The sequence below is a fragment of the Variovorax sucrosi genome (genome assembly GCF_051216635.1).
Classification (GTDB): domain Bacteria; phylum Pseudomonadota; class Gammaproteobacteria; order Burkholderiales; family Burkholderiaceae_C; genus Variovorax.
Genome location: NZ_JBPJZU010000001.1, coordinates 538692 through 553388, shown reverse-complemented (window position 1 = coordinate 553388; position 14697 = coordinate 538692). Strand labels below are relative to the sequence as shown.

Here is a 14697-nt window from a genome sequence, read left to right as displayed (position 1 = left end):
CGATGCGCGCTGACTGGCCCTACCCCCGCTGGGTCGCCCACCGCGGCGCCGGCAAGCTGGCACCGGAGAACACGCTGGCTGCTTTCCGGCTGGGCGCGCAGCACGGCTACCGCATGTTCGAGTGCGACGCCAAGCTGAGCGCTGACGGCGTGCCCTTCCTGATGCACGACAGCACGCTCGATCGCACGACCAGCGGGCATGGGGTCGGTGGCGACCTGCCCTGGCACGCCCTCTCGCAGCTCGACGCGGGCAGCTGGCATTCGCGTGCCTACGCCGGCGAGCCGCTGGCCACGCTGGAGAACGCCGCGCGCTTCTGCCTGCACAGCGGCCACCTGCTGAACATCGAGATCAAGCCGACGCCCGGCACCGAGCGTCGCACCGGGGAGGTCATCGCGCGCGATGCGCAGCGGCTGTGGGCTGTCCCGGCGATCCCACCGCTCCTCACCTCGTTCAAGCCCGAAGCGCTGGCCGGCGCCCGCGACGCCGCACCCGCGTTGCCGTGCGGCCTGCTGCTCGACACGCTGTGGGACGGTTGGCTGGCCACGGCACGCGACCTGGGCTGCGTGGCCATCGTCTGCAACCACGCACTTTGGGACGCGCACACCGTCGCGCAAGCCCGCGACGCCGGCCTGCGCACACTGAGCTACACGGTGAACGACGAGTGGGCGGCCGAGCGGCTGATCGCCCTCGGCACCGACGGCATCATCACCGACCGGGTCGACCTGTTCAGCCCCACCCGCTGAGCGTCGGCATCGCTGCCGCCGGTAGCGTTCTGTCACCGGCAGGGCTTCCATAATCGACCCGATGACATTCTTTCCACGCTGGCTCGCGGTCTGGCTTCTGGCGGCGCTGCTTGCCACCGCTGGCGTCGCCTGGGCTCAATCGACGACGACGACGACGGTCTCAGCACCGGCTGCAGCAGACAGCAGCGCGCCGCTCGACCCCGAAGTGACCGTGCCCGCACTGCGGGCGCGGCTCGACAAGATTCCCGAGACGGTCGAGCGCAACGAGGACATCACCGCCTTCGTCACGGAGACGCAGGACATCGTCACCCTTGCCCAGCGCTTCGTGGCCTCGCGTTCGGGTCCGCTGGCCGACCTCAACGCGCGCCTCGGCGAGCTGGGCGCGGCACCGCCCAAGGGCACCACCGAAGATCCCGACATCACGCGCCAACGCACCGCGCTCGAGAAGGAGCGCAACGCGCTCGATGCGGACATCCGCCTCGCGCGGCTGGTGTCGGTCGATGCCCAGCAGCGCGCCAGCGACCTCCGCTCGCAGCGCCGCGCCCTGTTCGAGGCACGGCTGCTCGAGCGCTCGCACTCACCGCTGAGCGGCGCTTTCTGGCGCAGCATCGCCACCGCATGGCCGGCCGACAGCGCCCGGCTGATGACCTTCGCAGCGGAAGTGCGCACCGGCGCCTCGACCGCCTTGCGCGGCGAGCATGGCGGCATGGTCGTCGCGGTCCTCATCGGCGCGCTGCTGATGGCCTTTGTCGGCACCTGGGCCGCCGAACACGCTCTGACGCAGCTGGCGTCACGGGTCTTTCCGAAGGGCCGCCTGCGGCGCTCGCTGCTGGCGCTCAGCACGGTGGCGGCGACAGTACTCATCGTCGGGCTGGCGGCGCAGTGGGCCTGGCAGTCGCTGCAGGACGCTGGCGACTGGGGCCCGATGGCGCAACGTCTGGGGGATGTCGTGGCCCGCTTCGCGCTCTTCGTGGGCTTCGTGATCGGCCTCGGGCGGGCGTTGCTGGCGCAGCGCCGGCCGTCCTGGCGGCTGCCGCCCATGGCCGACGGCATGGCCGCGCGCATGGCGTTCTTCCCCTGGCTGATCGCGGGCGTCAGCACGCTGAGCTGGCTCACCACGCAGATCAACACGATCATCGATGCGAGCCTCGCGGCCACCGTGGTCACGCATGCGGCGAGCGCGCTGACGCTGACCGCGCTCACGACCATCATGGTGATGCGACTGCGCCTGCCCGAGGCCGACCTCGGCACCGCCGACGCGGGCAAGCCGGCCGACGCCAAGCGCGCCGAAACGCCGGCCGAGGCGTCCGAAGCCCTGCCGGAGCGCCCCCTCTGGGTCGGTCTGTTGACCGGCGGCGTCGCGGCGGTGCTGATCGCGATCTGCGTGCTGGTGGCCGTCGGCTACGTGTCGCTGGCCAGCTTCATCGCCAGCCAGTTGGTCTGGACCGGCGTGGTGGCCGCAGCGGCCTACCTGCTGTTCAAGTTCGCCGACGATCTGGCCATGGCACTGCTGTCGTCGCGCAGCAACGTCGGCCAACGGCTCCAGAAAAGCCTGAACGTGGTACCGACGACGCTCGACCAGGCGGCGGTGGTGCTGTCGGGCGTGATCCGCGTCACGCTGTTCTTCTACCTGGTGATCGCGCTGCTGGCGCCGCTCGGCACCACGCCGGACGAACTGTTCGAGCGCAGCGGCAAGGTCGGCGCCAGCCTCAAGGTCGGGCAGTTCGAACTGGTGCCGGGTGCACTGCTCGGCGCGCTCGGCGTGCTGGTGCTCGGCTTCCTCGCGTTGCGGATCTTCAAGCGCTGGCTCGACAACAGCTACCTGCCGAGCACCACGCTCGAGCCCGGCATGCAGAGCTCGCTCACGACGCTGCTGGGCTACGTGGGCGGCATCCTGGTGATCGCTTCGGCTCTGTCGGCGCTGGGCATCGGCATCGAGCGCATCGCCTGGGTGGCGAGCGCGCTGTCGGTGGGCATCGGCTTCGGCCTGCAGGCCATCGTGCAGAACTTCATCTCCGGCCTGATCCTGCTGGCGGAGCGGCCGGTGAAGGTGGGCGACTGGGTGGTGCTCGGCAACGCCGAGGGCGACGTGCGCCGCATCAACGTGCGGGCCACCGAGATCCAGCTGGGCGACCGCTCGACGCTGATCGTGCCCAACTCGGAATTCATCACCAAGACGGTCCGCAACATGACACTGGCGAATGCGGAGGGCCGGGTGCTGATCCGCCTGCCGATGCCGCTGACCACCGACGCGAACCGGGCGCGCGAGGTGCTGCTGACGGCCTGCCGTGCGCATGGCGGCATCCTGCCGACGCCCGAGCCGTCGGTGATGCTCGACGGCATCGAGAACGGCTTCCTGATCTTCCAGGTGATCGCGTACGTCCAAAGCCCGCGGGTGGCCGGCGGGGTCCGCAGCGACCTGCTCTTCAGCATGCTCGACGGGTTGAAGCAGGCCGACCTGCCGCTGGTCGCCTACGCGGCGCCACCGCCGCCGCAGCCGACCGTGCCGGGCGAGCCGCCGCCGGTCACGGCTGCGCTACCACCCACCGCCTAGCGCCGATAGCCGCCCGCGACGAACCACTGGACGGTGCCGCACACCACGACCAGTGCGGCGTAGGTGGCCATCTTCCCGTCGCGGCCGAAGTACCCCAGGCCGATGGCCAGAACGGCGACGCCCGCGATGAAGTTGATGGCCAGCTGCGCCCAGAAGCTGGGTGATCCGGCCTGCCGGCGCAGCAGCCATCGAGCGGCTAGCACCAGCGTCAGCGCCATGAAGAAGGCGGGCGCGACGAAGTTGAGCAGGTGGTCGATCAAGGCGAGAGGCGGCATCTGGGAGACTGAAATGGACCATGCCGCAGCGGCGGGGCGGGACTTGCGCGGCGTCAAGCGGCACGACGCTCCACAAATTTTATAATCGCCGTCTATGTCAGTCTGGGCCCTCGGGTTGAACCACACGACCGCGCCGCTCGATCTGCGCGGTCGTTTCGCGTTCGCGCTCGACCAGATCGCCCCCACGCTGCAGAGCCTGCGCACCTCTTTCGCCTCCGGCCGGCACCCGGCCGTCGAGGCGGCGATCATCTCCACCTGCAACCGCACCGAGATCTACTGCGCCGCCGAGCATGCCGCCGCGCTGGACCACACGGTCGGCTGGCTGGCCGAAAGCGGCGGCGTCGCCCCGGCCCTGCTGCGTTCGCACGCCTACACCCTGCACGGCGACGCCGTGGCGCGCCACGCCTTCCGCGTGGCCAGCGGGCTCGACTCGATGGTGCTGGGCGAGGCCCAGATCCTCGGCCAGATGAAGGACGCCGTGCGCGCCGCTGAAAACGCCGGCGCGCTGGGCAGCACGCTCAACCAGCTGTTCCAGCGCTCCTTCGCAGTCGCCAAGGAAGTGCGCACCGCCACCGAGATCGGCGCGCATTCGATCAGCATGGCCGCCGCCGCGGTGCGCCTGGCGGGCCAATTGTTCGAGGACATCAAGGAAACGCGCGTGCTCTTCGTCGGCGCGGGCGAGATGATCGACCTGGCTGCGACACACTTCTCCGCCAAGGAGCCGAAGTCCATCACCATCGCCAACCGCACGCTCGAGCGCGGCGAGAAGCTGGCCACGCGCTTCGGCGGCACCGCCATGCGGCTGGCCGACCTGCCCGCGCGGCTGGCCGAATTCGACATCGTGGTGAGCTGCACCGCCAGCACGCTGCCGCTGATCGGCCTGGGTGCTGTGGAGCGGGCGCTCAAGCAGCGCAAGCACCGCCCGATGTTCATGGTCGACCTGGCCGTGCCGCGCGACATCGAGCCCGAGGTAAAGGCGCTGGAAGACGTGTACCTCTACACCGTCGACGACCTCGCTCAGGTGGTGCAGCAGGGGCAAGCCAACCGCCAGGCCGCGGTGGCGCAGGCCGAGGTCATCATCGACGCCGGCGTGCAGAACTTCATGCACTGGCTGAGCCAACGCGGCACCGTGCCGCTGATCCAGCAGCTCAATGCCCAGACCGACGAATGGCGCGCCGCCGAGCTCGCCCGTGCGCGCAAGCTGCTGGCCAAGGGCGAATCGGTCGACGCGGTGCTCGAAGCCCTGTCGCGTGGCCTCACGCAGAAGATGCTGCACGGCGCGCTGGCCGAACTGCATGCCGGCGACGCCGCCGCGCGCGAGCAGACGGCACAGACCATCTCGCGCCTGTTCCTGCGCAGCGAACCGCGCAAAGAGCGTTAGCGACGCGGGTTCGCAGGGTGGCCACAGCGGCCGCCGCTTCCAGTCGCCCATGGCGACGCCCTCTTTTTCTCCTGGTCGTCTCTCCGTGAAACCCTTCCTGCGCCACCAACTCGAGCGCTATGCGCAACGCCTCGGCGAGCTGGACTTCCTGCTCTCTCGCGAGGACATCATGTCCGACATGGCGCAGTACCGCGTGATCTCGCGCGAGCATGCCGAGGTCACGCAGATTGCCGGGCGCTACGCGCGCTACCAGCAGCGCGAGGCCGACCTGGCCGGCGCCCGCGAAATGCTCGACGACCCGGACATGGCCGAGATGGCGCAGGAAGAGATCACCGGCGCCGAGGAGGAATTGCTGAAGCTGGAAGATGAGCTGCAGCGCCTGCTGCTGCCCAAGGATCCGGACGACGCGCGCAACGCCTTCCTGGAAATCCGCGCCGGCACAGGGGGCGACGAATCGGCGCTGTTCGCCGGTGACCTGCTGCGCATGTACACGCGCTATTTCGAGCGCGCCGGCTGGCGCTGCGAGGTGGTGAGCGAGAGCGAAAGCGAACTGGGCGGCTACAAGGAGGTCGTGGTCCGCGTGGTGGGCGACGATGTGTTTGGCCAGCTGCGCTTCGAATCCGGCGGCCACCGCGTGCAGCGCGTGCCGGCCACCGAGACGCAGGGCCGCATCCACACCAGCGCCTGCACGGTGGCGGTGCTGGCCGAGCCCGACGAGACGGTGGCGGTGCAGATCAACCCGGCCGACCTGCGCATCGACACCTACCGTGCGAGCGGCGCGGGCGGCCAACACATCAACAAGACCGACTCGGCGGTGCGCATCACGCACATTCCGACCGGCATCGTGGCCGAGTGCCAGGACGACCGGAGCCAGCACCGCAACAAGGCGAAAGCGCTGCAGGTGCTGTCGGCCCGCATCCAGGAGAAGGACCGCAGCGAGCGCGCCGCCAAGGACGCGGCGCTGCGCAAGGGGCTGGTCGGCAGCGGCGACCGCAGCGACCGCATCCGCACCTACAACTTCCCGCAGGGCCGGCTCACCGACCACCGGATCAACCTCACGCTCTACAAGCTGCTGTCGATCATGGAAGGCGACCTGGGCGACGTGCTGGCCGCACTGCAGGCCGCGCGCGAGGCCGAGCAGCTGGCCGAATTGGAATCGAGCCTGCCGGCATGACCGACGCAGCCATCCCCATCGACGAGGCCGCGCCGGCCATGGTGTCAGAGGCCCTGCGTGCCATCGCCGCGCTGAGCATCGACCGGCTCGACGCCCAGCTGCTGCTGCTGCACACGCTGGGCCGCCCGGTGCACGAGCGCGCCTGGCTTCTGGCGCACGACGGCGATGCGTTGCCGGCCGGCGCCTGGCCCGCTGTGGCGGCGCTGTGCGCACGGCGCCGGGCGGGCGAGCCGGTGGCGTACCTGCTTGGCGAAAAAGAGTTCCACGGCCTGCCGCTGCAGGTCGACGCCCGCGTGCTGGTGCCGCGGCCCGACACCGAGACTCTCGTCGACTGGGCGCTCGAGCTGGCGCAGGGCCGCGAACGCCCGACGCTGCTCGACCTGGGCACCGGCAGCGGCGCCATCGCGCTGGCACTGCAGCACGCGCGGCCCGATGCCGTGGTCGACGCGGTCGATGCCAGCGCCGATGCACTGGCCGTGGCGCGCGAGAACGCGCGGCGGCTGGGCCTGCCTGTGCGCTTCGCCCAGGCCGACTGGCTGGCGGGCGCGGCGTCGGGCTACGACCTGATCGTCTCCAACCCGCCCTACATCGCCGCGGGCGACCCGCACCTGCCGGCACTGGCGCACGAGCCTGCATCGGCGCTGGTGTCCGGTGCCGATGGCCTCGACGACCTCCGCCGCATCGTCGCCAGCGCGCCGGCCCACTTGGCGCCCGGCGGCTGGCTGCTGCTGGAGCACGGCCACGACCAGGCCGCCGCGGTGCGCGCGCTGCTGGCGGCGGCCGGTTTCGGCGCCGTGCAGTCGCGCCCCGACCTGGCCGGCATCGAACGCTGCTCGGGCGCACGGCGCGCCGGGGCTTGACCCCCACGGGCGGCGGAAAAACCGCTGCAGTGAAATAATCCACCCAGCCCATTCCAGGAGTTCCCACCATGCCCGACGCTCAACAACGCATCGACGACCTCGTCAAGACCAACGACATCGTGCTCTTCATGAAGGGCAACGCCAGCTTTCCCATGTGCGGCTTCTCCGGCCGTGCGATCCAGATCCTCAAGGCGGTCGGTGTCGACACCAAGGCGCTCAAGACCGTCAACGTACTGGACGACCAGGAGATCCGCCAGGGCATCAAGGAATACAGCAACTGGCCGACGATCCCGCAGCTGTATGTGAAGGGTGAATTCGTCGGCGGATCGGACATCATGATGGAGATGTACGAATCCGGCGAGCTTCAGCAGGTGATCAACGCGCCTGTCTGAGAACGCCGACGCGCCGCACGGCTGTCGCGAACACGGGAAAGCGCGAAAACATCCACATCCGATGGTGTCCGGCACGGCTTATGCTGTGTTGGACTGTCCGCAATCGGAGGTGTTCATGGATTCCCGCTCGTCCCACGACCTGGTCCCTGTTTCGTCGTCGCAAACCTTCCCGTCCGCGTTCCAGCTGCCGGTGGCGCAGTTGCGCAGCGTGTTTCAACCGCAGGACGTCGAACGCAAGCTTGCCAAGCTTCCCGACCGCGATCACGAACATCTGCGCAGCACCTACGAGCGCATGCTCGAACGCGGCCCCGACCGCTTCCAGGTCAAGCCCAGCGGCGTGCCGGACATGGCATCGCTGTACGCCCAGCTCCCCAACTTCACCGAGGTGCTCGACGACGTGCGGCGCCACGTCGCGCTCGCGCAGGACAGCCGCGATGGGCTCGAAGTGACACCGATCCTGCTGCTCGGCCCGCCGGGCATCGGCAAGACCCATTTCGCGAAGAAACTGGCCGACCTGCTCGGCACCGGCATGTCGCTCGTGCCGATGAGCTCGATGACGGCCGGCTGGCTGCTGTCGGGCGCATCATCGCAATGGAAGGGCTCCAAGCCGGGCAAGGTCTTCGAGGCGCTGGTCGACGGCCAGTACGCCAACCCGGTGATGGTGATCGACGAGATCGACAAGGCCGGCGCCGACGCCCAGTACGACCCGCTCGGCGCGCTCTACAGCTTGCTGGAGCACGACACCGCGCATGCCTTCGTCGACGAGTTCGCCGAGGTGCCGATCGACGCCAGCCAGGTGATCTGGATCACCACGGCCAACGACGCGCGCGGCATCCCGGAACCCATCCTCAACCGGATGAACGTGTTCGAGGTCGAAGCGCCGTCGCACGAGGCGGCCCGGCAAATTGCGCGGCAACTCTACGCCGCGATCCGCGCCGACCACGACTGGGGCCGCCTCGTGTCGCCGGAACCGGGCGACGACGTGCTCGACCACCTGGCCGCCGTCGCGCCGCGCGAGATGCGCCGGGCGCTGATGACCGGCTTCGGCAATGCACGTCTGGCGCACCGCGAGGACGTGCAGGTGGATGACTTGCCGCGCAGCGCCGCGGGCCGCAGCCGCATCGGCTTCGTGCAGTAAGGGAGCGTCACGGCGGCAGGCGCCCGCCGTGGCACCATTGGCGGCCCCTGCGACCGCCAATGACCCTCACCCAAAGCCTTCTCCTCATCGTCGCGCTCATTGCCCTGAGCGCCTTCTTCTCGCTGGCCGAAATCACGCTGGCCGCCTCGCGGCGCCTCCGGCTGCGCCAGATGGCCGACGAGGGCGACGTGCGAGCCGAGCGCGTGCTGCGCGTGCAGGCACAGCCCGGCCACTATTTCACCGTGGTGCAGATCGGCCTGAACGCCGTCGCCATCCTGGGCGGCGTGGTCGGCGAAGGCTCGCTCAGCCCTTACTTCGCGCGGCTGTTCGACCTCTGGTTCAGCCCTGACACGGCCCAAGCGGCGGCCTTCGCGGCGTCCTTCGTCACGATCATCGCGGTGTTCCTGGTGTTTGCCGACCTGTTCCCCAAGCGGCTGGGCATGAACAACCCCGAGCAGCTCGCGGTGCGCATGGTCGGGCCGATGCAGGTGCTCATCACCACCTTCATGCCGCTGGTGTGGCTCTTCACCCGCAGCACCGACCTGCTCTTCAAGCTGCTGGGCATGCCGGCCCACCGCGACGAGCAGATCACCTCGGCCGACATTCTGGCCATGACCGAGGCCGGCGCGCGCGCCGGCGTACTGGCCGTGCGCGAGCAGCAGGTGATCGCCAACGTGTTCGAGCTCGACACCCGGCTGGTGAACAGCGTGATGACCTCGCGCGATCGCATCGCCTGGTTCCAGAAGGACGACCCCGAATCCGTGCTGCGCGCGCGCATCGTGGCCGAGCCCTTCTCGGCCTACCCGGTGTGCGACGGCGACATCGACCATGTGCTCGGCTACGTCGACGCCAAAGACATGTTCCAGCGCGTGCTGAGCGGCCAGCCGCTGGCGCTCGACCAGGGCGTGCCGCTGCACAAGGCGCTGGTGGTGCCCGACCGGCTGTCGCTCACCGAGGTGCTCGAGCAATTCCGCCACGCCCATGAGGACTTCGCGATCATCGTCAACGAGTACAGCCTGGTGGTGGGCGTCATCACGCTGAACGACGTGATGAGCACGGTGATGGGCGACCTGGTCGGCCCGCAGGACGAAGAGCAGCAGATCGTCCGGCGCGACGAGAACTCCTGGCTGATCGACGGCGTGACGCCGATCCAGGACGTGCACCGAGCGCTGGACCTCGACGCTCCCCTGCCGCATGCCGACGAGTACGAGACGCTGGCCGGCTTCCTGATGGTGATGCTGCGCCGCGTGCCCAAGCGCACCGACAGCGTGAGCTGGGGCGGCTACACCTTCGAGGTGATGGACGTGGACAGCTACCGCATCGACCAGGTCATGGTGACCCACGTCGAGCGTGCAGCTCAGGCGGTGGCGCGGTCGCTGAAGGCGTAGATGCGCTGATTGGCGAAGATGGCATCGGGGTACGGCGCACGGCCCCGGCTGCCGTTGTAGCGTCCCAGCGTCATGAACAGGTCGCCGCGCTCGCGGTCGAGGTAGTGGCGCAGGATGACACAGCCGAAGCGCAGGTTGGTCTGCATGCGGAACAGCGTGGCTGGGTCGCCGTCGCCGATGACGCGCGTCCAGAAAGGCATCACCTGCATGAGCCCACGCGCGCCGGCACTCGACACCGCGAACTTGCGGAAGTTGCTTTCCACTTGGATCAGGCCCAGCACGAGGCTGACCTCGAGCCCCGAACGCTTGCTTTCGTACCAGATGGTCTGGAGCAGCTCGATGCGCTCCTGCGCGCCCGGAATCTTCTTCTTGAGCCGTTCGCTCATCGCACCCAGCCAGCGCAGGTAGGCCAGGCGGGCCTCGGTGTGGGCGAATTCCGGTACCGGCGGCGCCTTGTTGTGGATGGCCGAACTGAGCGCATTGCGCACCGAGTCGATCAGCGGCTCTTCGATCTGCGCGCCGGCCAGGGCCCGGCGCGGCAAGGCCAGCGCCAGGGCGCCGGCGGCCACGCCACCCATGACCAGCCGACGGGACAAGGGCGAGCCTCGGTCCGCCGCCGGCTTCATGGTCATGCAGCGAGCTTGGATTGCAGGAAGCTCAGCGCGGCGGCGGCCGGCACCTTGGTGGCCGCCGTGTCGCGCCGGTGCTGGTACTCGAACTGGCCTTCCTTGAGGCCGCGGTCGGAGATCACCAGGCGGTGCGGCACGCCGATCAGTTCCCAGTCGGCGAACATCGCGCCGGGGCGCTCGCCGCGGTCGTCCAGCAGCACGTCGGCGCCGGCCGCCAGTAATTGTTCGTAGAGCGTTTCGGCGGCGACCTTGACCTCGGGGCTGCGGTCCATGCCGATCGGGCACAGCACCACCGTGAACGGCGCCAGCGCGTCGGGCCAGATGATGCCGCGCTCGTCGTGGTTCTGCTCGATCGCCGCGGCCGGCAGGCGCGTGATGCCGATGCCGTAGCAGCCCATCTCCAGGAACTGCGGCTTGCCGCCTTCGTCGAGGAAGGTGGCGTTCATCGCCTTGCTGTACTTGGTGCCGAGCACGAAGACGTGGCCGACCTCGATGCCGCGCTCGATGGCGAGCACGCCCTTGCCGTCGGGCGAGGCGTCGCCGGCGACGACGTTGCGGATGTCGGCCACCAAAGTGGGCTCGGGCAAGTCGCGGCCCCAGTTGACGCCGGTCATGTGGAAGTCGAGCTCGTTGGCGCCGGTGGTCCAGTCGGACATCACGGCGACCTCGCGGTCGGCCACTAGCTTCACCGGCTGCTTCAGGTTCAGCGGGCCGAGGTACCCGGGCTTGCAGCCGAAGTGATCGTCGATCTCGGCGGTGGTGGCAAAGCGGAAACCCTGGTCCAGGCCCGGCAGCTTGCTCACCTTGATCTCGTTCATGTCGTGGTCGCCGCGCAGCAGCAGCAGCCAGACCTGCGAGCCGGTGATGTTGCCGGCGTCGTCCAGCACGTCGGTCGCCAGCACCAGCGACTTCACCGTGGTCGCGAGCGGCATGCCGAGCAGTTCCGCCACGTCGGCGCAGGTGCTCTTGCCCGGGGTCGGCGTCTTGGCGAGCACCTTCGTGGCGGCACCGCGCGGCGCGGTCGGCGCCAGCGCCTCGGCCTTCTCCATGTTGGCGGCGTAGTCGCTGTCGGGGCAGTAGACGATGGCGTCTTCGCCGGTGGCGGCGATCACCTGGAACTCCTCGCTCAGGTCGCCGCCGATGGCGCCGCTGTCGGCCGCCACCGCACGGTAGGTCAGGCCGAAGCGATCGAAGATCCGGCGGTAGGCCTGCGCCATGGCCTGGTAGCTGAGCTTGGCGGCGTCGAGGTCGCGGTCGAAGCTGTAGGCGTCCTTCATCGTGAACTCGCGGCCACGCATCAGGCCGAAGCGCGGGCGGCGCTCGTCGCGGAACTTGGTCTGGATCTGATAGAAGTTGCGCGGCAGCTGCTTGTAGCTGCGGATCTCCTGGCGGGCGATGTCGGTCACGACCTCTTCGCTGGTCGGCTGCACGACGTAGTCGCGCTCGTGCCGGTCCTTGATGCGCAGCAGCTCGGCGCCCATCTTGTCGAAGCGCCCGCTCTCCTGCCAGAACTCGCCGGGCTGGACCACCGGCATCGTCAGCTCGACGGCGCCGGCCCGGTTCATCTCCTCGCGCACGATCGCTTCGACCTTGCGAATCACGCGCAGGCCCATCGGCATGTAGGTGTAGATGCCCGCGCCGAGCTTCTTGATCATGCCGGCGCGCATCATGAGCCGGTGGCTCGCGACTTCGGCGTCGGCCGGCGCTTCCTTCAGGGTGGAGACAAAGAAACGGGAAGCTTTCATCGGTCGCGCTCGAAAGGGGGTAACGAAAAAGGGGGGTGTCGGCAGGCTGCCGCAGGAACCGCTCACTTGCCGAGTGCGACCCGGCAGGCATAATCGAAGCAGTTCAAAAATTGGGGTTTGATTATGCTCGACCGGGACGGCTTCAGGCCCAACGTCGGCATCATCCTGCTCAACCAGAGAAACCAGGTTTTCTGGGGCAAACGCATACGCACCCACTCCTGGCAGTTTCCGCAAGGCGGCATCGATCGCGGCGAGAGTCCCGAGCAAGCCATGTTCCGGGAACTGCACGAAGAGGTGGGGCTCCATCCGGAGCATGTGCGGATCGTCGCCCGTACCCGTGACTGGTTGCGCTACGAGGTGCCGGATCGGTTCATCCGCCGAGACGCACGAGGCCACTACAAGGGCCAGAAGCAGATCTGGTACTTGCTCCAGCTGGTCGGTCACGACTGGGATCTCAACCTGCGCGCCACTGACCATCCCGAATTCGATGCCTGGCGATGGCACGACTACTGGGTGCCGCTCGACGTCGTCGTGGAGTTCAAGCGCGGCGTCTACGAAATGGCGCTGACCGAACTCGCACGCTACCTGCCACGGCAGGATTTCCGCAACCGCTTCCTGCGCAGCAATGTGCGTACGCGCGACTTCGACCATCAAGCGCCCGATACCGGACCCGCGCATCACTTCGACCTGCCTCCGGGCGCCAGCTTCGACCCGGATCCCAATGCCAACACCGCCACTGACCTCCCCTCACCGCCCGATCCGTTTCATGCACCGCGCTAGCCGCGCCCTTGCCCTGGCCTGTCTGCTCGGCGCGACCGGCGGCGCTTCGGCCCAGCTGTTCGAGAACCCGGAGTGGAAGGAGAGCGCCGTGCCACCGCCACCGGCCTTCGACGAAAACCGCTTGGTGCCGATCGATATGCCCCGCTACATGACGCTGAAGTTCGGCGTCGACCCGGCCACCATCGCCATCACCGGTGACGGCGTGGTGCGCTACGTCGTCGTGGCGAACAACAAAGCCGGCGGTGCGAGCAACGCCTTCTACGAAGGCGTGCGCTGCGCCACCGGCGAGATGAAGTCGTACGCCCGCTACGGCGGCGCCGGCTGGGAGACGGTGCCCAATCCGGAGTGGAAGAAGATGTTCTCGTTGAACTCGAGCTACACGCTGGCACTTTCCCAACAAGGGCTCTGCCGCGGTGCGGCACCGCGCGGTTCGGTCAACGAGATGGTGCAGCGGCTGAAGAATCCGTTGCCGGAAGTGCAGTAGTGCGCTTCAGCGGGGCGCCATGAGCACCATGTTGTCCCGGTGCACCATCTCCGGCTCGGCCGCGTAGCCGAGCAAGCGCTCGAATTCACCCGACGGTTTGCGACACAGCATGCGTGCTTCGGCACTCGAATAGTTGGCCAGGCCGCGCGCGAGCTCGACACCGTTCGGGTCGCGCACGGCGATCACGTCGCCGCGCGAGAACTCGCCGTCCACGCCCGTCATGCCGATCGGCAGCAGGCTCTTGCCTTCGCTTCGGACCTTTTCCGCCGCGCCGGCATCGACCGTGACCGCACCGCGCAGTTGCAGATGGTCGGCCATCCAGCGCTTGCGCGCCTGGTGCTTGGCGGTCTGCGCCACCAGCAGGGTGCCGATCGCCTCGCCAGCGGCCAGCCGCAACAAGGCATCGGGCTCGCGGCCCCACGCGATGACCGTCGAGGCACCCGAACCCGCAGCGCGCTTGGCGGCCAGGATCTTGGTGATCATCCCGCCGCTGCCGATGGCCGAGCCGACGCCACCGGCCATCGCCTCGAGCGCCAGGTCGCCCGCACGCGCCTCGTGCACGAACTGCGCATCGGGGTTCTTGCGCGGGTCGGCGGTGTAGAGGCCCTTCTGGTCCGTCAGGATGACCAGCGCGTCGGCTTCGACCAGGTTGGCCACCAGTGCGCCGAGCGTGTCGTTGTCGCCGAACTTGATCTCGTCGTTGACAACGGTGTCGTTCTCGTTGATGACCGGCACCACGCCGAGGCCGAGCAAGGTGAGCAGCGTGGAACGCGCGTTCAGGTAGCGCTCGCGATCGGCCAGGTCGGCATGCGTGAGCAGCACCTGCGCACTGCCGACGCCGTTCTCGCGCAGCTTCGTCTCGTACATCTGCGCCAGGCCCATCTGGCCCACGGCGGCCGCGGCCTGGAGTTCGTGCACCTCGTGCGGACGGGTGCGCCAGCCGAGGCGCTTCATGCCTTCGGCGATGGCGCCGCTGGACACCATGACGACCTCGCGGCCATCGCGCATCAAGCCGGCCAACTGGCGGCACCACTCGCCGATCGCCACCTCGTCCAGTCCCCGGCCCTCGTTGGTCACGAGGCTGGAGCCGACCTTGACGACGATCCGGCGCGCATCGCGCAGTGCATGGGTACCGAGGCTGCTGCTCATGAGAG

General features: G+C 68.7%; 14 protein-coding genes. 10 read left to right on the top strand and 4 right to left on the bottom strand.

The window, feature by feature from the left end; all coding sequences use genetic code 11:
* Positions 1-2 precede the first annotated feature (2 nt).
* Positions 3-743 (top strand): glycerophosphodiester phosphodiesterase, encoded by a 741-nt coding sequence (ugpQ, locus tag ACSFBE_RS02565; RefSeq protein ID WP_435488785.1) that lies wholly within the window; start codon positions 3-5, stop codon positions 741-743.
* A gap of 61 nt (positions 744-804) precedes the next feature.
* Positions 805-3297: a DUF3772 domain-containing protein gene (locus tag ACSFBE_RS02560; RefSeq protein WP_435488784.1), complete on the top strand. Its 2493-nt coding sequence runs from the start codon at positions 805-807 to the stop codon at positions 3295-3297.
* Here the strand turns inward: ACSFBE_RS02560 and ACSFBE_RS02555 are convergent.
* Positions 3294-3572 carry a hypothetical protein gene (locus ACSFBE_RS02555; protein WP_435488783.1) on the bottom strand — a complete coding sequence of 93 codons (279 nt, stop codon included), beginning with the start codon at positions 3570-3572 and terminating at the stop codon, positions 3294-3296. The genes ACSFBE_RS02560 and ACSFBE_RS02555 overlap by 4 nt on opposite strands.
* A 94-nt stretch (positions 3573-3666) precedes the next feature.
* Between ACSFBE_RS02555 and hemA the strand changes: the two genes are divergently transcribed.
* The 6 genes from hemA to paeA all read left to right on the top strand — a co-directional run bounded on the left by hemA (position 3667) and on the right by paeA (position 9905).
* Positions 3667-4953 carry a glutamyl-tRNA reductase gene (gene hemA, locus ACSFBE_RS02550; protein ID WP_435488782.1) on the top strand — a complete coding sequence of 429 codons (1287 nt, stop codon included), beginning with the start codon at positions 3667-3669 and terminating at the stop codon, positions 4951-4953.
* An 85-nt stretch (positions 4954-5038) separates the two neighbouring features.
* Positions 5039-6127 carry a peptide chain release factor 1 gene (gene prfA / locus ACSFBE_RS02545; protein ID WP_435453533.1) on the top strand — a complete coding sequence of 363 codons (1089 nt, stop codon included), beginning with the start codon at positions 5039-5041 and terminating at the stop codon, positions 6125-6127.
* A gap of 38 nt (positions 6128-6165) precedes the next feature.
* Positions 6166-6987, top strand: coding sequence for a peptide chain release factor N(5)-glutamine methyltransferase (gene prmC, locus ACSFBE_RS02540; RefSeq protein ID WP_435488901.1), 822 nt, complete (start codon positions 6166-6168; stop codon positions 6985-6987).
* Positions 6988-7055: 68 nt separating this feature from the next.
* Positions 7056-7379: a Grx4 family monothiol glutaredoxin gene (gene grxD / locus ACSFBE_RS02535; RefSeq protein ID WP_435451217.1), complete on the top strand. Its 324-nt coding sequence runs from the start codon at positions 7056-7058 to the stop codon at positions 7377-7379.
* Positions 7380-7494: 115 nt separating this feature from the next.
* Positions 7495-8517, top strand: coding sequence for an AAA family ATPase (locus ACSFBE_RS02530; protein ID WP_435488781.1), 1023 nt, complete (start codon positions 7495-7497; stop codon positions 8515-8517).
* Positions 8518-8576: 59 nt separating this feature from the next.
* Positions 8577-9905: a polyamine export protein PaeA gene (paeA, locus tag ACSFBE_RS02525; RefSeq protein ID WP_435488780.1), complete on the top strand. Its 1329-nt coding sequence runs from the start codon at positions 8577-8579 to the stop codon at positions 9903-9905.
* Here the strand turns inward: paeA and ACSFBE_RS02520 are convergent.
* Both ACSFBE_RS02520 and ACSFBE_RS02515 read right to left on the bottom strand, forming a co-directional pair.
* Complete coding sequence (locus ACSFBE_RS02520; protein ID WP_435488779.1) at positions 9875-10537, bottom strand: lytic transglycosylase domain-containing protein; 663 nt, start codon at positions 10535-10537, stop codon at positions 9875-9877. The genes paeA and ACSFBE_RS02520 overlap by 31 nt on opposite strands.
* Complete coding sequence (locus ACSFBE_RS02515) at positions 10534-12279, bottom strand: proline--tRNA ligase (RefSeq protein WP_435488778.1); 1746 nt, start codon at positions 12277-12279, stop codon at positions 10534-10536. The genes ACSFBE_RS02520 and ACSFBE_RS02515 overlap by 4 nt, the downstream gene beginning before the upstream one ends.
* A gap of 123 nt (positions 12280-12402) precedes the next feature.
* Between ACSFBE_RS02515 and ACSFBE_RS02510 the strand changes: the two genes are divergently transcribed.
* Positions 12403-13059 carry an RNA pyrophosphohydrolase gene (locus ACSFBE_RS02510; RefSeq protein WP_435488900.1) on the top strand — a complete coding sequence of 219 codons (657 nt, stop codon included), beginning with the start codon at positions 12403-12405 and terminating at the stop codon, positions 13057-13059.
* A complete protein-coding gene (locus tag ACSFBE_RS02505) occupies positions 13046-13543 on the top strand; it encodes a CNP1-like family protein (protein ID WP_435488777.1) in 498 nt (165 codons plus the stop codon). The genes ACSFBE_RS02510 and ACSFBE_RS02505 overlap by 14 nt, the downstream gene beginning before the upstream one ends.
* 6 nt (positions 13544-13549) lie before the next feature.
* Here ACSFBE_RS02505 and proB read toward each other — a convergent pair whose 3' ends face one another.
* On the bottom strand, positions 13550-14692 hold the full coding sequence (gene proB, locus ACSFBE_RS02500; protein WP_435488776.1) for a glutamate 5-kinase: 1143 nt from the start codon (positions 14690-14692) through the stop codon (positions 13550-13552).
* Between the last annotated feature and the right edge of the window lie 5 nt (positions 14693-14697).

Bases quoted from the DNA above. Each gene is read 5' to 3' on its own strand.
- ugpQ (WP_435488785.1), top strand. From the start codon at position 3: ATGCGCGCTGACTGGCCCTACCCCCGCTGGGTCGCCCACCGCGGCGCC.
- ACSFBE_RS02560 (WP_435488784.1), top strand. From the start codon at position 805: ATGACATTCTTTCCACGCTGGCTCGCGGTCTGGCTTCTGGCGGCGCTG.
- ACSFBE_RS02555 (WP_435488783.1), bottom strand. From the start codon at position 3,572: ATGCCGCCTCTCGCCTTGATCGACCACCTGCTCAACTTCGTCGCGCCC.
- hemA (WP_435488782.1), top strand. From the start codon at position 3,667: ATGTCAGTCTGGGCCCTCGGGTTGAACCACACGACCGCGCCGCTCGAT.
- prmC (WP_435488901.1), top strand. From the start codon at position 6,166: ATGGTGTCAGAGGCCCTGCGTGCCATCGCCGCGCTGAGCATCGACCGG.
- grxD (WP_435451217.1), top strand. From the start codon at position 7,056: ATGCCCGACGCTCAACAACGCATCGACGACCTCGTCAAGACCAACGAC.
- ACSFBE_RS02530 (WP_435488781.1), top strand. From the start codon at position 7,495: ATGGATTCCCGCTCGTCCCACGACCTGGTCCCTGTTTCGTCGTCGCAA.
- paeA (WP_435488780.1), top strand. From the start codon at position 8,577: ATGACCCTCACCCAAAGCCTTCTCCTCATCGTCGCGCTCATTGCCCTG.
- ACSFBE_RS02520 (WP_435488779.1), bottom strand. From the start codon at position 10,537: ATGACCATGAAGCCGGCGGCGGACCGAGGCTCGCCCTTGTCCCGTCGG.
- ACSFBE_RS02515 (WP_435488778.1), bottom strand. From the start codon at position 12,279: ATGAAAGCTTCCCGTTTCTTTGTCTCCACCCTGAAGGAAGCGCCGGCC.
- ACSFBE_RS02510 (WP_435488900.1), top strand. From the start codon at position 12,403: ATGCTCGACCGGGACGGCTTCAGGCCCAACGTCGGCATCATCCTGCTC.
- ACSFBE_RS02505 (WP_435488777.1), top strand. From the start codon at position 13,046: ATGCACCGCGCTAGCCGCGCCCTTGCCCTGGCCTGTCTGCTCGGCGCG.
- proB (WP_435488776.1), bottom strand. From the start codon at position 14,692: ATGAGCAGCAGCCTCGGTACCCATGCACTGCGCGATGCGCGCCGGATC.